This is a genomic window from Mucilaginibacter sp. OK283 (assembly GCF_900110415.1).
GTDB lineage: Bacteria > Bacteroidota > Bacteroidia > Sphingobacteriales > Sphingobacteriaceae > Mucilaginibacter.
The window spans coordinates 1-20,077 of sequence record NZ_FODR01000003.1 but is presented as its reverse complement, the minus strand read 5'-3'; the positions used below and the strand labels follow the sequence as shown (position 1 = coordinate 20,077).

20 protein-coding genes are annotated in these 20,077 nt (G+C 43.7%); 11 read left to right on the top strand and 9 right to left on the bottom strand.

What is annotated here, in order from left to right:
- Nucleotides 1-74 precede the first annotated feature (74 nt).
- The gene (gene hppD / locus BMX56_RS08140) at nucleotides 75-1,199 is read left to right on the top strand and encodes a 4-hydroxyphenylpyruvate dioxygenase (RefSeq protein WP_090644150.1); all 1,125 of its coding nucleotides are present in this window, start codon (nucleotides 75-77) and stop codon (nucleotides 1,197-1,199) included.
- Between the two features lie 142 nt (nucleotides 1,200-1,341).
- Here the strand turns inward: hppD and BMX56_RS08135 are convergent, their stop codons facing one another.
- From BMX56_RS08135 to BMX56_RS08115, 5 genes are all read right to left on the bottom strand, one after another.
- Complete coding sequence (locus tag BMX56_RS08135) at nucleotides 1,342-1,947, bottom strand: hypothetical protein (protein ID WP_090644146.1); 606 nt, start codon at nucleotides 1,945-1,947, stop codon at nucleotides 1,342-1,344.
- Nucleotides 1,948-2,025: 78 nt separating this feature from the next.
- Nucleotides 2,026-2,625: an outer membrane beta-barrel protein gene (locus tag BMX56_RS08130; protein ID WP_090644142.1), complete on the bottom strand. Its 600-nt coding sequence runs from the start codon at nucleotides 2,623-2,625 to the stop codon at nucleotides 2,026-2,028.
- 151 nt (nucleotides 2,626-2,776) lie between these two features.
- Nucleotides 2,777-3,394, bottom strand: coding sequence for a hypothetical protein (locus BMX56_RS08125; RefSeq protein ID WP_090644138.1), 618 nt, complete (start codon nucleotides 3,392-3,394; stop codon nucleotides 2,777-2,779).
- 53 nt (nucleotides 3,395-3,447) lie between these two features.
- Nucleotides 3,448-4,152 carry an ATP-binding cassette domain-containing protein gene (locus BMX56_RS08120; protein ID WP_090644134.1) on the bottom strand — a complete coding sequence of 235 codons (705 nt, stop codon included), beginning with the start codon at nucleotides 4,150-4,152 and terminating at the stop codon, nucleotides 3,448-3,450.
- Nucleotides 4,153-4,504: 352 nt separating this feature from the next.
- Nucleotides 4,505-5,173 carry an FAD-binding oxidoreductase gene (locus BMX56_RS08115; RefSeq protein WP_090644130.1) on the bottom strand — a complete coding sequence of 223 codons (669 nt, stop codon included), beginning with the start codon at nucleotides 5,171-5,173 and terminating at the stop codon, nucleotides 4,505-4,507.
- A 476-nt stretch (nucleotides 5,174-5,649) separates the two neighbouring features.
- Here BMX56_RS08115 and BMX56_RS08105 point away from each other — a divergent pair, with 476 nt between their 5' ends.
- The 4 genes from BMX56_RS08105 (at nucleotide 5,650) to BMX56_RS08085 (ending at nucleotide 11,910) form a co-directional block, all read left to right on the top strand.
- Complete coding sequence (locus tag BMX56_RS08105; protein WP_090644122.1) at nucleotides 5,650-6,075, top strand: hypothetical protein; 426 nt, start codon at nucleotides 5,650-5,652, stop codon at nucleotides 6,073-6,075.
- Between the two features lie 699 nt (nucleotides 6,076-6,774).
- A complete protein-coding gene (locus BMX56_RS08095; RefSeq protein WP_090644113.1) occupies nucleotides 6,775-8,256 on the top strand; it encodes a glycine--tRNA ligase in 1,482 nt (493 codons plus the stop codon).
- A gap of 119 nt (nucleotides 8,257-8,375) precedes the next feature.
- Entirely contained in the window at nucleotides 8,376-10,823 is a 2,448-nt protein-coding gene (locus BMX56_RS08090; RefSeq protein WP_090644109.1) for a bifunctional YncE family protein/alkaline phosphatase family protein, read from the top strand.
- A gap of 220 nt (nucleotides 10,824-11,043) precedes the next feature.
- Nucleotides 11,044-11,910, top strand: a complete 867-nt coding sequence (locus tag BMX56_RS08085; protein ID WP_090644106.1) for an aldose 1-epimerase family protein — start codon at nucleotides 11,044-11,046, stop codon at nucleotides 11,908-11,910.
- Nucleotides 11,911-12,203: 293 nt separating this feature from the next.
- Here the strand turns inward: BMX56_RS08085 and BMX56_RS08080 are convergent, their stop codons facing one another.
- Nucleotides 12,204-12,971: a PLDc N-terminal domain-containing protein gene (locus BMX56_RS08080; RefSeq protein WP_255369803.1), complete on the bottom strand. Its 768-nt coding sequence runs from the start codon at nucleotides 12,969-12,971 to the stop codon at nucleotides 12,204-12,206.
- 491 nt (nucleotides 12,972-13,462) lie between these two features.
- Here BMX56_RS08080 and BMX56_RS08075 point away from each other — a divergent pair, with 491 nt between their 5' ends.
- Nucleotides 13,463-14,779 (top strand): phosphatidylserine decarboxylase, encoded by a 1,317-nt coding sequence (locus BMX56_RS08075; RefSeq protein ID WP_177183751.1) that lies wholly within the window; start codon nucleotides 13,463-13,465, stop codon nucleotides 14,777-14,779.
- A 172-nt stretch (nucleotides 14,780-14,951) separates the two neighbouring features.
- On the opposite strand, the gene BMX56_RS08070 is transcribed toward BMX56_RS08075, so the two are convergent.
- Nucleotides 14,952-15,281 carry a hypothetical protein gene (locus BMX56_RS08070; RefSeq protein WP_090644099.1) on the bottom strand — a complete coding sequence of 110 codons (330 nt, stop codon included), beginning with the start codon at nucleotides 15,279-15,281 and terminating at the stop codon, nucleotides 14,952-14,954.
- Between the two features lie 514 nt (nucleotides 15,282-15,795).
- Here BMX56_RS08070 and BMX56_RS08065 point away from each other — a divergent pair.
- Complete coding sequence (locus BMX56_RS08065; RefSeq protein ID WP_090644095.1) at nucleotides 15,796-16,071, top strand: DUF4342 domain-containing protein; 276 nt, start codon at nucleotides 15,796-15,798, stop codon at nucleotides 16,069-16,071.
- Nucleotides 16,072-16,100: 29 nt separating this feature from the next.
- Nucleotides 16,101-16,667, top strand: coding sequence for a hypothetical protein (locus BMX56_RS08060; RefSeq protein ID WP_255369802.1), 567 nt, complete (start codon nucleotides 16,101-16,103; stop codon nucleotides 16,665-16,667).
- Nucleotides 16,668-16,738: 71 nt separating this feature from the next.
- Here BMX56_RS08060 and BMX56_RS08055 read toward each other — a convergent pair whose 3' ends face one another.
- Complete coding sequence (locus tag BMX56_RS08055) at nucleotides 16,739-17,131, bottom strand: DoxX family protein (RefSeq protein ID WP_090644092.1); 393 nt, start codon at nucleotides 17,129-17,131, stop codon at nucleotides 16,739-16,741.
- Nucleotides 17,132-17,305: 174 nt separating this feature from the next.
- Between BMX56_RS08055 and BMX56_RS08050 the strand changes: the two genes are divergently transcribed.
- Nucleotides 17,306-17,788 carry a GNAT family N-acetyltransferase gene (locus BMX56_RS08050; protein WP_090644088.1) on the top strand — a complete coding sequence of 161 codons (483 nt, stop codon included), beginning with the start codon at nucleotides 17,306-17,308 and terminating at the stop codon, nucleotides 17,786-17,788.
- Nucleotides 17,789-17,795: 7 nt separating this feature from the next.
- Here the strand turns inward: BMX56_RS08050 and BMX56_RS08045 are convergent, their stop codons facing one another.
- Nucleotides 17,796-18,533 carry a hypothetical protein gene (locus tag BMX56_RS08045; protein WP_090644084.1) on the bottom strand — a complete coding sequence of 246 codons (738 nt, stop codon included), beginning with the start codon at nucleotides 18,531-18,533 and terminating at the stop codon, nucleotides 17,796-17,798.
- A 200-nt stretch (nucleotides 18,534-18,733) separates the two neighbouring features.
- On the opposite strand from BMX56_RS08045, the gene BMX56_RS08040 reads away from it, so the two are divergent.
- Complete coding sequence (locus tag BMX56_RS08040; protein ID WP_090644075.1) at nucleotides 18,734-19,177, top strand: hypothetical protein; 444 nt, start codon at nucleotides 18,734-18,736, stop codon at nucleotides 19,175-19,177.
- A gap of 30 nt (nucleotides 19,178-19,207) precedes the next feature.
- Nucleotides 19,208-19,966: a hypothetical protein gene (locus tag BMX56_RS08035; RefSeq protein WP_090644069.1), complete on the top strand. Its 759-nt coding sequence runs from the start codon at nucleotides 19,208-19,210 to the stop codon at nucleotides 19,964-19,966.
- Nucleotides 19,967-20,077: the final 111 nt, after the last annotated feature.

The window sequence follows — 20,077 nt, the reverse complement described above, 5'->3', positions numbered from 1 at the left end:
ATTCAATAATTCAGGATTAAGCCGCCGCCCTTTTCAAATCAATAATTCAATAACTCACTAATTCACTAATTAAAATGCACACACAAACCATAGATAAACCAACAACCTCAACTGATTTTTTACCCCTTAATGGTACCGATTATGTTGAGTTTTATGTGGGTAATGCCAAGCAGGCCGCCCATTATTATAAAACCGCCTTCGGCTTTCAAACACTGGCTTATGCAGGTCCCGAAACCGGCGTACGCGACAGGGCATCATACGTGTTGCAACAGGGCAAAATAAGGCTGGTGTTAACCACCCCCCTTCACTCCGACCATCCTATTGCCGAGCATATTAAAAAACACGGTGATGGTGTAAAGGTATTGGCCCTTTGGGTTGATGATGCTTACGATGCCTTTAAACAAACCACCAGTCGCGGCGCCGAACCTTACCAGCAGCCACAAACCCTGCGCGATGAATACGGCGAGGTACGCACCAGCGGCATTAAGCTTTATGGCGAAACCGTTCACCTTTTTGTGGAACGTAAAAACTATAAAGGCTTGTTTTTGCCCGGCTATCAAAAACTGGAAACCGCCTATAACCCAACCGAGACCGGTTTATTGTACGTGGACCATTGCGTAGGCAATGTTGGCTGGCATAAAATGAACGAGTGGGTTAATTTTTATGAGGAAGTATTGGGCTTCAAAAACATTTTAACCTTTGATGATAAAATGATCTCTACCGAGTACTCGGCACTGATGAGCAAGGTGATGAGCAACGGCAACGGTTATGTGAAATTCCCTATCAATGAGCCGGCCGAGGGTAAAAAGAAATCGCAGATTGAAGAGTACCTGGAGTTTTATGAGGGCGAAGGCGTACAGCACCTGGCCCTGGCCACCCACGATATTGTAGCCACCGTTACCGAACTGCAAAACCGCGGAGTAGAGTTTTTAACCGTACCCACCTCCTACTATGATGAGCTTACAGACAGGGTTGGGCACATTGACGAAGACCTTGAACCACTTAAAAACCTGGGCATACTGGTTGACCGGGACGACGAAGGTTACCTGCTGCAAATTTTTACCAAACCTATTGAAGACAGGCCTACCCTTTTCTTCGAGATCATTCAGCGTAAAGGGGCAAAATCATTTGGCGCCGGTAATTTCAAAGCACTGTTTGAAGCCATTGAAAGGGAGCAGGATTTGAGGGGGAATCTTTAAAAGCTGAAAGCAGAATGCTGAAAGCCTAAAGCCACTAGAGCGATCTGTGTCCTCACAGATCGCTATTCTGATTGCAAGCGTTTTAGTCCGGTAAAGGGCGCCAGATAACAGCCGGGATATTTAAAGTATTGAAAACCCAAAATCAATAGCCTATGCTAAAAACTGCGTGTACCGCTATTTGATTGTAACTGCCATAATTACTAAACTCATGAAGCTGGGAATCTTCGGGTCGGGTTTCGTAACCCAGGCTTAAATCTAGGCCATATTTTTTTGATGCTTTAAACCTGAAGGCATAACCAATATTAGGGGTTATAACCAGGGCCACTTTTTTGCCGGTGTAATTACCGTGGTTTTCATTTAAATTGAAGGATACACCGGCGTTGCCCTCAACAAAAAGCTTACCATCCATATATACCCTTACCCCCAATTCAACGGGAGCAAATGAAGCAACATGTGCATCGCCTTCATAGTTGTTATTGTAATTATGCCTATCGTTGTAGTAGGCAGCCTCTGACAGCATAAATGTATAAGCTGCTGAAGCCATGATACTAACTGAGGTTGATTTGATAGGAAATTCGAATTTAATACCAAAACCACTGGCTACAGGGTATTCATTGCTATGCGGACCAACTGTAGCCCCTAAACCAAAGCCAACCGCTACCCGCGAAAGCGGATTAACATCGGTTTGCGCCATTGCGGTAAAAGTGATAACCGTTAAGAACAATAGGACAAGTAAAGTTTTTTTCATGTGACAGGGTATATTCAAATTTCGCCCTTATTAGGGAATTTTCAGGAAGGCAAAACCATGCCCCGGTTACAAATACTTTTAAAAGGTATATTTATAAGCAAACCCAATACCCAGCTGCGCCATCTTAAAATCCGAATCGATGTTTTTATAACCGCTTTCGTAACGCAGGCCAATATCCAGACCATGATGAACACCAAAGGGAATTGCGGCGCCTATGCCTCCCGAATATATAAAAGACGATACAGCCTGTTTTTGAACTTTAACCGCGTCGCCGGCCTCTGCACCTACGTATAGATACTTTGAGTAGTAATAACGCAAACCCGCTTTTAGCGGGATATACTTATAAGGCGGCGGGCCTGCCGGGGCCGATGAACTATTAATAGTACCTTGCCAGGGCGTTAAATAAAAATACTTTACATTGGAGTGGTAAACCACATAACCCACACTTGCCGTCAGGTGTAAACCTACGGTGATAGGCAACTCGGCCCTGATGTTACCGCCCAAACCATCCTGGTAAATATCGCGGGTATGCACCTGATAGGTGTGTTCGGTATTAAAGGGAATACCAACATCCGGCCCTATGCTGATACTCATTTTATTACCCGATTGTGCTTTAACCAGGGTGGATGCCCCGAAAAGCATCAATAATAAAAACAAACGGATTGATTTAGCTTGCATACAGATTTGAGGTTATACAACAGTTACGTACCCTGGCAGTTAAATGCGACAGCCTGAGGCCAATAATTTATATTTAAGCCCGGTAAATTTTAATCCAATAAAAAGCCCCGGCAAGTCAATCGCCGGGGCCGTTCATTAAATTTTTTCGATATTATAATCCCAGGCTGAAAGCTACGTGAAAAGCAACCAGGTTATAGGCACCATAGCCGCTGATGTAAGGGCTAACCGTTGATGGGTCTGAAGGCGTTTGTGTTTTCTCCAGGCGGGTTTCGTACGACAGGCTTAAATCGAGCCCAATTTTTTGCGACGACCCGAACCTGAAACCATAACCAATACTTGGCGAAAGTATAGGTGCTACCTTTTGGGCTGTGTATGACTTACCTGAATTTAGGTTAAAAGAAGCGCCAACATCGCCTTCAAAAAAAAGCTTGTTAACATATACCCTTGCGCCAGCCATTACAGGAACAAATGATGCTATAGTGCCGGTGGTGCTTTCACCATAGTTACTATTGTAGCTGTAGTTATAGCCATCGCTTGATACGTAAAACTGGTATGCCACCGATGCTGTAATACATACCGGGCTGCCGGCTATTGGGTATTCCCCTTTTAAGCCAAGGCTGCCCGCTGCCGGAAACCCCGAATGTTGGGGGCCGGTTGTAACGCCAACACCAAAACCTGCGCTAAACCTTGGTAAAAGTTCATCGTCCTGTGCTTTAACAGTAAGTACGGTGCCAAATAAAATAAAAAGGGCGAGTAATGTTTTTTTCATGTTTATTATGATAAGGTTAATTATTGAGGCGAAAATAAAAATATTTACGCCAATTAATTGGTAAGACTGATAAATATTTTCTCCAACGTTTTATTGTTATTACCGGCCCGCAACCCTTGCAGGGTGTCATCAGCAACTATTTTGCCTTTATTGATGATGATCACCTTATCACAAACGGCTTCAACCTCCTGCATAATATGGGTAGATAGGATGATGGTTTTGGTTTTACCCAAATCGGTAATTAACCGGCGGATGCCTATGAGCTGGTTAGGGTCAAGTCCCGAGGTTGGTTCATCTAAAATCAGCACATCGGGATTGTGCAGTATAGCCTGGGCAAGGCCAACGCGCTGACGATAGCCTTTAGATAGCTGGCCAATTTTTTTATGCTGCTCGGGGCCAAGGCCGGTTTGCTCAATCACTTCGGCAATGCGGGCTTCGGGTTGGGCCATTTTGTGGATGCCTGCTATAAACACCAACGATTCCTTCACGTACATATCCAGGTATAGCGGGTTGCTTTCGGGCAGGTAGCCAATACGCCTGCGCACATCTAACGATTGTGTTACCACATCAAACCCGCAAACCGATGCCGAGCCCGATGTTTGGGGTATAAAGCCCGTAAGTATCTTCATCGTGGTTGATTTACCCGCTCCGTTAGGCCCCAAAAAGCCCAGCACACCTGTTTCGGCAGTAAAGCTGATGCTATCAACTGCCTTTTGCTCGCCGTAAATTTTTGTCAATGCTTCTACCCGGATACTCATGCGGTAAAAATAGATGTTAGATATGAGATTTGAGATAGGAGATGGAAGAATTTGTTAGTTGTTCATGGTTCATAGATCATGGTTTATGGTTTTGCCGTAATCGGGTATTTCGATTCGGATTTATTGGGTGTCCGTCCGTCCGGAGGTGACCAACACTGCGGACGGTTTTGTTCATTGGTTCATGGTTCATGGATCATGGCTGTTTGAAGACCTGGCAGATTATATTTTGTTCATGATTCATGGATCATGGTTCATAGCCTAAGATGGCAGGAAATAAGCAACAGTTTCAAACTCCGCCGGGGCCATGAAGCATGAACAATCAACCATGAACTATGATCCATCAACCAAAAACCTACCGCTCAAACACCACCGAATCGGCATCTGCACCCATGCTGGTTAAAATACCGTTAATCTGCTCTACCATAGCATCGGGCCCGCAAACGTAAAAATGTTTGGTAAAATCGCTTACTTCGGCTTTTAAAAAGGCCTCATCTATGCGGCGGGTGTCGTGAACGCTATCCTTTTGGCTGCTTATTAAAAACAAGGCATCGGCGCCAAGCATACTTTTCAGCTCATCGGCAAGAATAATGTCGCTATCTGTTTTGTTACTAAAAAACAGTTTGTTTCCTGCCAGCTCTCCTTTCCTGTTCAAATCTCTTAAAATGGCAATAAATGGCGTAATACCTGCACCACCCGCTATAAAATAACCGGGGCCCTTATACTCAATGGCACCCCAGGCATCGCGGATAATAAGTTCATCACCAACGGCTAATTTGCTTAATTGATTGGTTACGCCTTCCTCGCTATCGGGATATATTTTAATGGTAAACTCTAGGTAGGGGTCGGTGTTAAGGCAAGTAAAGGTAAAAGGGTTTTTCTTGTCCGTCCATCCGGGTTGGTTTACAGATAATTCGGTGGCCTGCCCCGGTGTAAAAGTAAAGCCTTCGGGTTTTTCGAGCCTAAACTGTTTTACATTATGGGTTACATATTGGGTTGATATGATTTTCACTATGGTTTCCATGGCAGCAATTAGTTGTATATAGTACAATAAACTTTTGCCCGATAAGTTTTAGCAAATACCCTGTTTTAGTGTCATTTTAAGGGCGTTGCCCACACTGGTAGAAGTGTGTGCCAGGCCATACACTCATACTGCACAGGCCTTATTCACAGGCCGGTATCCGTTTCTGTCCTTAGCGCAAGCTTCCGTTAATCTAAAAGCCCGTCCGTCCGCACGGGGGGTGCCGCTCTTTAACGGACAAATCCGGACGGACATGGTTAAAACCAGTTTTGCCAAAAGTTTACCTGTCCGCGCCTGTCCGTTTTTGTCCTGTCCCCCCCCTGCGGACGGACACTACAAAAGGGCAACCAATGTTTTTTTAAGGGCAAAGGAATTTACACAGGCACTGGCAGTGTGTTTATTACGCAGGCAATCAATCGGTCAAACAGCCATATATTTATTATTGCCTGCACTTTAGTAAATTAGCGGCACTTATCGCAATGAAAATAAAGTTTAAACTAACACAAGCTACCCACGTTGCCCCTCAATTTGTAATTGACAAAACAGTATCCCTGTTAGAGGGTGAAGAATACAGGGTTAACAACTTAACCAGTAGTATTGTTGAATTTGATGATAATCCCTGGAAATTAAGGTGGAGGCACCAAGCTGCAGGACGGCTAAATGGAGGAAAGTTTGAGCTCAGCGTTACGGCGGATGAGGTTTTGGTAAACTTTAGTTATTACACAAGTTTAACCGCACCGCTACTTATATTTATTGCCCTTGCAATAGGCTTAATAAGCCAGGAACGGTATTATGGTATTTTGTTTTTCCTGGCATTTTACATTTTTGCCATATCAATACAATTAATTACCCAAAGAGGTACAGCAAAAGATATGTTAAAGAGTATATTGAGCAACTTACCCTGATTTTTTACTGCCCTTGTTTTTATAAAAACCGAGTTTTTTAAAAATACCTCTCCTTACCTTAAATTTATTTAAAGTGGGGAAAGCGGGCGGGTGCATGCTATCTGGTGTGCTTATGTGGTTGGTTGTGTTTCCGTCCGTCCGCTTTAGGGTCCCGGTACATTTCGGACAGGGCGGACAAGGTGGTGAGGGCCTGTTCTGGTGTCCGTCCGACCACAGGTGTAGGACGGTATCGGACGGAAGCGGACAGTTTTTAGTGCTTTTAAAACAGAACAAGCCTATTACAAATATACAGAAATTTCTTTAAAATAAAGAATTTCATTAAAAAATAGCCATCAAACGATGCCTGTCCGCTTTTGTCCGACAATGAGTGAGGACACCTGTGCGGACGGACGGCCTTATCGCTTCCGGATTTTGCGTTAGGGACAGAAACGGATACCGGCCCGCGCCTAATGCCCTGTGCGCGTATGAGTGTATGGCCCGGCCCGCAGGGAACGCCATTGTTATTTCGGATTTGGGAATTTCGATTTCGGATTTATTTTGATTTGGGATTAATTATACTTGCGAAGTTTTGAAAACTTCGCAAGTTCCCCGCCCTTTCATTCTGCTAATTCTTAAATTCTATAAATTCTAATTCAGACAAATTCCGAAATCGAAAATCCGATATCCGAAATCCTCAAAAAAACTATCTTTGCAGCTATTATGAGCAAATCAACCGACGAACTTTTTAAAAATGTTATATCGCATGCCAAGGAGTATGGCTTTGTTTTCCCATCGAGCGAAATTTATGATGGTTTAAGCGCTGTTTACGATTACGGCCAAAATGGTGCCGAACTGAAGAACAACATTAAAACCTACTGGTGGAAAGCCATGGTGCAAATGCATGACAACATTGTTGGTATTGATAGCGCCATATTTATGCACCCCAAAATTTGGAAAGCCAGCGGCCACGTTGATGGTTTCAGCGATCCGATGATTGACAACAAGGATTCGAAGAAGCGTTACCGCGCCGATCAGCTTTTGGAGGATAAGATTGACCGTTACGATAAAGATGGTAAAACCGACAAAGCCGAGCAACTGCAGCACGATATGGACGAGGCCCTTAAAAACGAGGACCTGCCCCGCCTTAAAGAACTAATTATTGAGCACGAAATTGCCTGCCCGGTAAGCGGTACCCGCAACTGGACAGACGTGCGCCAGTTTAACCTGATGTTTAGCACCCAAATGGGCGCCGTAGCCGATGATGCCGACCTGATTTACCTTCGCCCGGAAACCGCGCAGGGTATTTTTGTGAACTACCTAAACGTGCAAAAATCGGGCAGGATGAAAATCCCTTTCGGTATTGCGCAAATAGGTAAGGCTTTCCGTAACGAGGTAATTGCCCGCCAGTTCATTATCCGCATGCGCGAGTTTGAACAAATGGAGATGCAATTCTTTTTACGCCCCGGCACCGAAATGGAATGGTATGAGTATTGGAAAGCCGCCCGCCTTAAATGGCACCTGGCCCTGGGTACAAATGCCGCTAAATACCGCTATCATGACCATACCAAACTGGCCCACTATGCCAACGCGGCGGTTGATATTGAGTTTGAGTTTCCGTTTGGCTTTAAAGAGGTAGAGGGCATTCATAGCCGTACCGATTTTGACCTGAGCCAACACCAAAAATTCTCGGGCAAAAAAATGCAGTACTTTGATCCCGAGGTTGACCCGCAAACCGGCAAACCATACGGTAACTATATTCCTTATGTAATGGAAACCTCGATAGGTTTGGACAGGATGTTCCTGCTAACCATGATAAACGCTTTTGAAGAGGAAGACCTGAGCACCGACGAGAAACAGGACAGCCGTACCGTGCTGCACCTGCACCCTTGCCTGGCACCGGTTAAAGCCGCTATTTTCCCGCTTACCAAAAAAGATGGTTTGCCAGAGAAAGCCCGCGAAATTATGGACCGACTGAAAGTTGATTTCAATATACAATACGAAGAAAAAGATGCCATTGGCAAGCGTTACCGCCGCCAGGATGCCATTGGTACACCTTTCTGTATAACGGTAGATCACCAGAGTTTGGAGGATGATACCGTAACCATCCGCTACCGCGATACCATGGCCCAGGAACGTGTGGCCAGCGCCGACCTTGAAAAAATCATCGGCGACCAGGTAAGCTGGAAGAATTTGCTGAAGTAAAAAAACTATTACATACACTAGGGCCGCCCGCAAGCGGGCCTTTTTTGTGTGTTATGTTTTTGTTAAGTAACACATCATAACCGTTTGTTTGTTTAGTTTTGACATACAATCATCCGGTTATGAAACAAAAGCTACTCATCGGCTTAGCTATTTTAGCATCGTCAGTTACAACATTTGCCCAAACACCCGGCAAAATTGCCCAAACAGGGCAGGTTTTATTGCCAAACGGCTGGAAGCTAAGCCCGGCAGGTACCTCCCTGCCCTTGGGCGATTTGCCGCTCAACCTCCAGCTATCGGCTTCGGGAAAGCTGCTGGCGGTTACCAACAACGGCCAAAGTACCCAATCCATCCAACTTATCGACCCAAAAAACGAGAAGCTGCTGGATGAAAAGGTGGTAGCCAAATCATGGTACGGGCTTACTTTCAGTAAAGATGAGAAAAGACTTTATGCATCGGGCGGTAACGATAACCTGATCTATGTTTTTAATATAACCGGTACTAAACTGGGCAAACCCGATACTATTAAACTGGCGCCAAAATCATGGCCAAAAGACAAGGTATCGCCGAGTGGAATAGCGGTAAATAAAAGCGACACCCGGCTTTATGTGGTTACTAAAGAGGATAGCACACTTTATACGGTTAACCCTAACGATGGTAAAACATTACAACGGCTCAAGCTGCCATCAGAGGGTTATAGCTGCATCTTATCGCCAAATGAAAAAACGCTTTATATTTCTTTATGGGGATGCGGCCAGCTTGGCATTTACGATGTGGCTACCCAAACACTTAAAACTATAAAAACAGGCAGCAACCCCAACGAATTGCTGCTGAATAAAAAAGGCAGCCTGCTGTATGTAGCCAACGCCAATGATAACTCGGTATCGGTAATAAACACAGCAACGCACAGGGCGCTCGAAACTATTTCTACAGCCTTATACCCTACCCATCTTACCGGCTCAACTACCAACGGCCTTGCCTTATCGGCCGATGAAAAAACGCTGTACATAGCCAATGCCGATAACAATTGCCTGGCCGTGTTTGATGTAAGCAAACCAGGCAGCAGCCGCAGTATGGGTTTTATACCCGTGGGCTGGTACCCTACCAACGTTAAAATGCTGGGCAAAAAAATACTGGTTGCCGACGGCAAAGGTTTTACATCAATGGCCAACCCGCAAGGACCGCAGCCTGTAAAAAAAGCCGATAACAGCGGCTATCAAAAGGGGGCTATCAATAGCAGGGAACAATACATTGGCGGCTTATTTAAAGGCGCACTGTCGTTTATAAAAACACCATCGGTAAATGAGCTTAAAGCCTATACCAAACAGGTTTATGCCAACACGCCTTTTAACAACAAAATAGCCAAAACAGCACCGGGCGAGGAGGGGAACCCTATCCCCCGCCGGATGGGCGAAAAATCGCCTATTAAGCACGTGTTTTACATTATTAAAGAAAACCGAACTTACGACCAGGTTTTGGGCGATATGCCACAGGGCAACGGCGATACTTCGCTATGTATTTTTGATAAAAAAGTAACGCCCAACCACCACGCCATTGCCAGCGAATTTGTATTACTTGATAACTTTTATGTAGACGCGGAAGTAAGTGCAGACGGACATAACTGGAGCAACGCCGCCTACGCCACCGATTTTGTAGAAAAAACATGGCCAACCAGCTATGGTAGCCGTGGTGGTAATTACGACTATGAGGGCACCCGCAAAACAGCCTACCCCCGCGATGGCTTTATATGGGATTACTGCAAACGGGCCGGTGTAAGCTACCGCACCTATGGCGAATTTGTTACCGATGGCAACCCGGGTAAGGCCAGCCTTAAATCGTTAGAGGGGCATTACTGCACGCAGTCGCCTGGCTTTGACCTGGGTGTGAAGGATATTAAACGCGTAGAGATCTGGAAACACGATTTCGATTCATTATTGGCTATTAACGCAGTGCCGCGTTTTAACAGCGTAAGGATTGGGAACGACCATACCAGCGGGCAGCGTAAAGGTGCCCTATCGCCCATAGCGGCTGTTGGGGATAATGACCAGGCAATAGGCCAGTTTATTGAACATCTTTCAAAAAGCCCTATCTGGAAAGAGTCGGTAGTATTTATTTTAGAGGATGACGCCCAAAACGGGCCCGACCATGTGGATGCACACCGCTCGCCGGTGTTTGTTGCAGGGCCGTATGTAAAACGTAACACGGTGGTGCATGGTATGTACTCCACATCCGGCGTATTACGCACTATCGAACTGATATTAGGCCTGCCGCCGATGAGCCAATATGACGCAGCCGCCATGCCATTATATGATTGCTTTACCAGCAAAGCAGATTTCACACCGTACGTGGCCAAAGCCGCACAGGTTGACCTGGAGCAACGCAACGTTGCTGTAAATGAAAGCAGCCGCCGGTCGGAATTATTTAACCTGGCCAAGGAAGATGCAGCCCCTGATATCGATTTGAACGAAGTGATCTGGAAATTTGTTAAGGGCGAAACCGCGGTTATGCCCGCGCCAAAACGGAGCGCCTTTGTAATTTTGGAGCCGAAGAAGGAAGAAGACGATGATTAGTGTTGAGTCTTAAGTACAAAGTCTTGAGCTCTAAGTCAAGAGCCACAAAGTATTAATTAAAATCTCTTTTGACTTAGAACTTTAGGCTTTAGACTAAAAACTACCGCGGTTGTTTAATGAAGAATATATGAATTAATAGAAATTAGAAAATCTAACTTTGAAGTAATTCCTGAAATTCAAACAAATCCCTAACTTCGGGTTCTGTCAAATTCTAATTGTTATGATCACCATCGAAAACGAATACCTGAAGGCAAGCATCGATACTAAAGGTGCGCAGTTAAGTTCATTAATTGATAAGGCAACCGGCATTGAACACCTTTGGCAGGCCAATGCCGCCGTTTGGCCATGGCATGCACCCAACTTATTCCCGGTAGTAGGTGGCTTAATTAACAACGAACTGGTGGTTGATGGCAGCAAGTACCCTATGGGGCGGCATGGCTTTGCCAGGCAATCGGAGTTTATAACATTAGATGCAGGCGATGTTTCGGCAAGTTTTTCGTTGCCTTATTGTGATAACACCTTAAAGACATACCCCTTTAAATTTGATTACCAGGTACTGTATACACTGATAGATAACGCCCTCAGGATAACCTATAAAGTAATTAACCTGGATAAAAAAAACATCTACTTTTCGGTAGGGGCCCATCCTGCTTTTAACGTTCCATTTAACAAAGGCGAGAAGTACGAGGATTATTACATTGAATTTGAAACAGATGAACACCTGGAAACAGAACTGTTATCTGCCGATGGTTTTTTTAATGGCGAAAGTCACCCGGTAGCCACACCTAAAAACAGGCTGCAATTAACCCGCGATTTATTTAATGCAGATGCCCTGGTGTTTAAAGAGTTAAAATCGAGGATGGTAACCATAAAAAGCGACAAGCACGGGCAAACACTATCGGTTGAGTTCCCCCACTTTAGCTACCTGGGCATCTGGGCCAAACCCGGTGCCGATTTTGTTTGCATCGAGCCCTGGTTAGGCTGCGCCGATACCGCAGGCGAGCAAAAAGACATTAAACATAAAGAAGCTATCCAGAAACTTAGCCCCGGCCATGTTTTTGAGGCGCCGTTTTTTGTGAGTTTTTAAGGGGGGATAGGAGGTATAAATCATCATTGCTTCGTTCGTATCCATGGCATATTCAATTTTCCTGTCATCCTGAGTGATAGCGAAGGATCTATTGTACGCCGTGCCCAACCACCAGCAAAGTTCGCGAATAGATCCTTCGTACCTCAGGATGACAATCGTTTATTTTTGATTGTCATTCTCCCTTCAGAATTTCACGAGATTTTACCACTCAGGATGACAGCCTTTTATCTTTGAATGTCATTTCCTCTTTAAAGTTTCGCGAAATTTTACAACTCAAGACGACAGTCTTACTGTCACGCTGTCTTCTGTGCCGCCAATTTCTTTAGCTCATCCTTGGTTTTGGCAAACCAAACTTTATTGGTTTTGCGTTCCATGGCGCTTAGCTGGCGTTCTTCGTTCAGGATATCGGAAAAAACCTGGTAGGCGTCTTCGTCGCGGTTTTGGCGTACCAGAAATAAACCATATTGGTAACGCTGCTCAAAGTATGAGTAACGGCCTTTCATCGCCTTAAATTCCTTTTCAGCCAAATCAACCTGGCCGGTGTTTTCCAGGGCTTCTGCGTACTTCATATGCGCCTTTGAACGGGCAAACTGGGGTAGTTTATAAATCTTTTGTGCTATCGGGATAATCTCCTGGTAACGCTCCTGTTCGTAATAGGCAATAATTAATTGGGCAAGCACATGTTCATTCTCGGCAAAGGCACCCGTTAAGCTGGCTTGGTATATCTCAACGGCTTTATCGGTAAAGCCGGCTTCCAGATAGGCATCGGCCAGTTTCACTTTGTTGGCAAAGGTATTGGTGAAGCGCAATTCATCTTCCAGCCGCTTAAGTTTTACACCAGGGTTAAGTACGGCACCAACATCCACTTTAGGTATACGGATAGAATGGCGGTTGGTTAAAATCTCCTTGTAAATATAGATAAGGCAACCTAAAACGGGGATAACAATAAGTATCCAAAGCCATTGTTGTTGGGTACCCCTGCGCAGGCAATGAATAATACAAAAGGCTTCTAAAATAAGCACTAAATAATAATAGCTGCCGCCGCCAAAAAGCATATTCATATTGCAAAAGGTATTAGAGTTGTTTTATCATCAAAAATAAAAAATTGCGGCGTTTAACGGCATCATTTTAAGCTAAAATAATGCTTTTTTTTGTCTTTAGCGCCTGCCAGCATTTAGCGCATTTAACCCTGAAATTTAGCTATACGCCGTTTGGGCATAAACTGTGGACATGGTAGTGTTGTAGCCGCAGGTGCCCGAAAAATTGGAAACAGGAGAACCTGATTTTATTTCGGTGTTCCACAAACAAGATATTTGGCCGCAGCCTTTGATATCCCGAAACCTGTTAAGACCTGCAGCTATTTTTTAATATTAATTTCACATACAAATACTTCATTTTATAATAAAAATTTATTTAACATGTGTTGATAATCTGACAAATACGATTTTTTTGAATGCGACAAATAAATATTTTTTATTTATTATTATTTATAAATAGTTTATACATTAGTACATCCAATTTACATAAACCTACTATCAAAAAAAACAGTATTATGAGCACACTAACAACAACCACAACCTCGTACGATGTAATTCAGGAACTTCAAAATCAAATCAATGATGACAGTGACTTTGCAAACGCGCTAACCAATTCATTAGTATCGGCAAACAACCTGGCGATTGCCAACCTTGATCCTGGTTTGTACAATGCTCTCAATGATATATACTCGGGCTTTGGGTGGCCTGCTATCCCCGGCGATTACATTACCTACCTGACACTTTTTGCAGAAGTAATACCCAGCGAAAACACGGGCAATTACGACCCGTGGCAAAATACCCCAGGGCAAAACGGTTATAGCCAGGAAATATACGACCGCCTGTGCCAGTTTTACTGGCTGGTAGACCAGGGCACAGCCAGTGTTACCTTGCAGGACTATGTAAGCCCTATTAATGAATTTACGTTTGCCGGCTGGCTTGACCAATATGCTACGGCCTGGGGCAGCTTTTTAGATACCCCTGCCTCACTTACACCAGAAGCGCTACAATCGTACTGGAACGATCCTGAATATAACCTGCCCAACTATTCAAATGACGCACCTAACTGGGTTTCATTCAATACCTTTTTTTACCGTCAATTAAATTCAACACAACCCGATGGCTCGCCCATGCGCCCGGTTGCCAATCCCGATGACAATACTATTATCTGCTCGCCGGCTGATTGTACGTTTAAAGCATATTACCAGATTGACCAGGACGGTAATGTAACTGATAATGAGGGCAACCTTACAACATTAACCTTAAAACAAACGCATACCATAGGCAACATCAACGATTTACTTGGCGAGGCAGGGAGCCCGTACGCCGGTAATTTTTATAACGGCACTTTTGTTCACTATTTTTTAAGCCCGTTTGACTATCACCGTTTTCACACACCGGTAAGCGGCACCGTTCTTGACCTGGTAGCAGTACCCGGCAATGTATACCTTGCTGTTAATATTACCGATAACCAGTTTGATGCGCCCGATGCGGCCGAAGATGGATACGAGTTTACCCAGGCCAGGGGCGTACTGGTAATTGACACCAGTACAAGCACATCTAACGTTGGGCTGGTTGCTACCATACCTATCGGCATGGCCCAGGTATCGTCGGTTAATATGTATACAGACACCCTACAGGGGCAACAGGTAGTTAAAGGGCAAGAGTTTGGCTATTTTGCTTTTGGAGGGTCTGATATTATTATGCTTTTGGAACCACCCCTTACTGATTTGAAATTTATAACAAACGTAGCAAACGCCCAGGAACCGTCAAGCTATCAGGATGCTAATGCATTTCACTTCAGATATGGACAGCCTTCTGTTATTATTGTATGATAAATTAACAGGGAGATTTTCGGCGGAATCAATAATTAAAAAAGGCGATCAGTATTTTCACCTGATCGCCTTTATAACGTGTCTGCGATACTGTTGTTAAGATCAATACTTGGGCTAACAACAACCCAAGACTATAGCCGGATACTATTTTTGACGATGTTTAGCACCACACCTACCATTCCTCGCGCCACTCTTCGGTTACGTCACCATCATAGAACAATCCGGCTGCTTCGGCTGCCTTTTGGATAAATTCGGCCAGGTCTTCGCGCTCCATGGTTTCAATAAAGTAGTCATGAGCAATATTCAGCTGATCAAAGCCTTTTACAACGGCTTCAATGGCTTTCCAGATAGTCCGTTCATTGGTGGCGCCCTGTAAAGCGGCAATATAATTATCCAGCAATAAATCTGCTGCGGCAATTGCTTCCTCGGTAAAAAATTCGCTGCCGTCATCTAATTGCGCTTTCCAACCTACTGTCGGCCTTGGGGTTTTTATCGGTTCCATAAGGTTTTGTGGATTTATATGGCCTAAGGTAGTTTAATGAAAGTACTTTTGCAAAACATAATGCAACCGGCCCTGTAGGGCCGATAAAAGCAAGAAGTACAAGCAGTTGTGACCAAACTTATTTTTCTGCAATAAGGATAGCAGTGAATACCGGCCGATATCACTAAGTTAAGAAATTAAGGTAGATTTAATATCGAACACCGAATGTCGATATCGAATAATGAAGGGAAAACTTCGGTGTTGGGCATTCGAAATTCAGTGTTCAATATTATACTTTCTCCTGTTTTCTACAGGTTGGGCCGGTATTGCCATAACGAAACCTGTTCCAGCTGCGGCCGGAATTGCCATTCCATTTCGGGCTTCCCTGCTGCATAAATATTTGTATTAAACATTAATAATTTTTATCAGTAACAATACAAACAAGTGGCAGTCAAAAGAATATTAATACAAATTACCATAACCTGCAAGTTTTGCTGAATTATTATTAAAAATTAACCCATTAATAACACCTATCATGGCCACAAAAGAATCATTCTCTATAAACGGAGACATCCTGCTTAAAAAAGTAAAAGACCTGATTGCCGAAGGCAACATCAGAAAAATAACCATAACCGATCATTCGGGCAAAGAACTCATGACTTTCCCATTGGCTGTAGGCCTTGTGGGTATTTTCCTGGCGCCTGTATTGGCGGCAGTTGGCGCGGTAGCAGCCTTAGTTGGCGAGTGTACCATTACCGTTGAACGGGAAGAACCTAAACAACCAGAAACGGAAGAAAAGGAAGAAATATAATATAGCTATCGTAATTTGGCGGCAAAAAAATGGACATGCCTACAACCTATATTTCGTCGCCAGATTACGTTAACAGCCTTACGTTCGATTATATTGAAACCTATTCGTTTCAGCGCGGCGGCGATTACCAGGTACGGCTCAATGTGATCCTTCCCGAACTTGAGGCGCTTAAAACCCGTAGCGAAAGCGAAACACTCACTTCCGGCGAAGCAGAACGATACACCCATTTGAACAATGTATATCATAAGGTGGGGTCGTACATTATCAACGAAGACGGGCAATTTCATCAATCAGCCATAAAAACAAATACATTTAAACGAGAAAGCCCTGAAGTTGATCGCTTAATAACTATCCTGAATATCCCTGCTGTTAACATCCCCTATTGGATGTGTGCGCCTGTTTACCGCGACGCGGTAGTATTTTATGACAAGGATGGCAATATCATCTCGACACTAAACGTTTGCCTTGGCTGTGAATACATGGCTATCCAACCATCCGAAGAAATACATACGGATGCCGAAGCCTACAGGTTAATAAAACAGTTTTTTATTGATTTAGGACACCAGGTTCAAGATGATTACCCCACGGCAACCTGATCATGCCGGTTATCTGTGTCGAGATTAAAAACAGGCATTTACGCCTTGCGCTTCGATAAAAAGCTAAGGAGCTACTTTATATTACCCGTACTTTTAAGCGCCCAGTACACCAGCACAGGCTGAAAAAAAAGCCTTGCAAACCGTTTACCATCAGTATCTAATCCAAAGGCACTGCGTTTGTTTACATATTGCGAGATATTACCGGGGAATATAGCGATAAAAAAGGCGGCCGCTATTTTACCTGTAGTTGCTTTATATTTTTCGGGAGCCAGTGCCAACGCAGTTCCCAAAGTTATTTCAGCGATACCCGAGTATACAACAGTATCGTCAATTTTTAATGGCACCCAGTCTGGCACTTGCGCCTTAAAAACTTTGCGGGCAAATGTAAGGTGGCTGATGCCTGCAAATATTAGGCCTGTCCCCAATAATATCCGGGCGGCTGTTTTTATGTTTTCGTCTTTCACGGCAGTTTATCTACAATTTGGTTTACTGATACAAATACCATTCCATCTATAAAAATTACCAGCCGGTAATTACCATTTAGGAGCATCTAATTTTCTTCATCAACCTTTGTGCAGCTATACTGTTCTTGATGCATCTTTGCGTAACACGTCAATAGCGCATAAAATATTAACGATATGAACATCCGGCCGGCTACAAAACAAGATTACGATTCAATTTGGGAGATATTCTCGATCGTTATACAAAGCGGCGATACTTATGCTTTTGATCCGGAAACCCCAAAGGCCGATTTAGAAAAATATTGGTTTGGCAACTCTATTCAAACGTTTGTTGCCGAAGGAGATGGCAAAATACTGGGCACCTATATATTAAAACCCAACCAGCCGGGCCTGGGCGGCCACGTTGCCAATTGCGGCTACATGGTGCATCCCGATACCCGCGGCAAAGGTGTAGGCAGCCAATTGTGCCTGCACTCGCTTGAAAAAGCTAAACAACAAGGTTACCGGGGCATGCAGTTTAACTTTGTGGTTTCAACTAACGAAAAAGCCGTAAAGCTTTGGCAAAAACACGGCTTCACCATCATCGGGACCACGCCTAAGGGATTCAGACACCGGCAATTGGGCTTTGTAGATACCTATATCATGTACAGAAACCTGTAAGTTAAACTTATTGTTTGCCTAAAACGGGTGGCGAAGCGCCCAGAACGGTATTCCTTTTATCAACCGGAATCTTTAAAAACGCTTTGTAACTGGTATCCAGATAACTAACAAGGTTAAAAGCCGCGCTAAAATAGTATTTGGTTGATGGGGTATACAGGATCAAAAAATCGTCCATGTCCTTATCTTTCAGTGGCAGGTACTTAGCAATATTTTCGGCGTTAAAAATCTTAGCTATCTCATCCTGTTGCTGCTGGTCTTTTAAAAAGGCGGCCTGCTTAGCTTTTCGTTTTTCGTCTTTTTTAAAGTAATGGAGCCTGATTGCTACGCCACCTTTGTAATACCCGGTTTTTGGATCGCGCTGGTAAACTACCGTTTGGTTATGAAAATCGGGTGCCTGGAACGAGCCTGTGTGTTTGGCTTCTGTTGCCGTAACATTAACCTGGTTAAGCATATTATGCTGCGGTACCAGGAAAACTTCCATTGGTTTATTATCAGTTAGCAGCACAGTATCGGCGCGGTAAAAGCTGCTGCTAAATACCAATACATCGCCTGTTTTCCCTTCAATATTAAATACGCCACTTTTATCGGTAATGAAAACCTTGTGGGTACCCATGTTTTCAACTTTAACGCCTTGTAGGGTTACACGCGTTTTGTTTTCAAACACAACCCCGGTTTGCATAGTTTGCCCAAGCGCCAATGCCGGAATTGAGCCGCTCAGCAGTAATAAAAGTAGATGTTTAAGCATGTTTAAAAATAAACATAAATACGATCTGTAACTGTAACGAAATTACATTTTAACTAAAATTAACATTTAAACATAATTACATATACATCAGATACTTAAAATCCATTTTTATAAAAAAAGGTAATTTTTTAACTACATTTTAATTTAAAAAAGTATCTATATTTGGTTCCAGTTTTAACCAAATACCTCCTGATCTTATTTTGAATATACTGTTACAAAGTTCGGAAACCCTGAGCGGGGGCGAATTGTTAGCTGTGCATAAATTCGCAGTCAAACTATCGGAGCCCATTTTTAGAGTTGGTAAAACCAGTTTTATAAGCACTTGGTTTGCTAAAGTAAACGACCTATTACAGCAGCTAAAACTCAACATGGAGCATATCGCTCAAAGCATGCCCTTTGCTGCGCCATCAAATGCCCGGAGCGAAATTGAACAGGCACAAAACAATTTCAATTTACATAAAACCCATCTGCTCCAAAGTGGCACAAGGTTGCACAGTTACGCGGAATTTAACAGCAATAAAACATACTACAACAAACATCAATATATAGCTGTGCAGGCCGGCACTACAATTACAAAAATTGAAGACCTGGCTGAATCAAATAGAAATAATACCAACTCATTGGTATATGGCGATGTTGGCTGATGTAATATATTTACGCTCCTTACCTTTATTATGGACCAACTTGTTAATGTCAACTCATTTGAGTACAAGTACGAACGACTTGAAAACTCAGAACTTATCGCTATCATACGCAATTCAAGAAATTTTCAGCCTCTTGCTGTTGAAACGGCGTACATCGAACTTCAGCGCAGGGCCCTGCCACCCGAACAACTTAAAGAAATAAATGACGAATTTAATCTTTACCTGAAGCGAAAAGTTACCAAACAAACGCAGGAGTTAAATTCGCCCAAGCCTCAACAAGCAAAAATAGCGCTCGCAAATCAGCAGTTCTTTTCGGCAAAGCGGGTAATCGGCATTATTTCGCTAACGGTGTTAGCAGTGTATTTTATTACGCTTGCCCAGGGTGATACCGCTGTTTTGCGCATGATTACCGAATCCAGTTCGTACCGCCCATCTTTTTTGTTTGTAGTAATACCCTATTTAATGCTGCCATTGGGCGCCATTGGTTTTGGTTTGAGAAAACAATTAGGATGGATAATGCTATCCTGGGCGGTAATGTATAACGCGCTTAAACAGGCTTATTTTTTTAAAAAGGACCTGGATATTAAATTAAATGACCACTATGCCGACATTATATCAACAGACGAAGTTATCCGGAACCTCATTGTTATCAGTTTTTTTGTACTGATATCTGTAATAGTTTGCCTGCCCGGCATCCGCGCCAAAATGAAAACCAGCATACTAACCATGGTGCTAACGATGGTTGCTGCAGTTGGCTTTTTAGCTTTGCAGGTAATGAAGGTTATTTAGTTGGTTGGTGAGTAGTGGTCAGTGGTCAGTGGTCAGTGGTCAGTGGTCAGTGGTCAGTGGTCAGTGGTCAGTGGTCAGTGGTCAGTGGTCAGTGGTCAGTGGTCAGTGGTC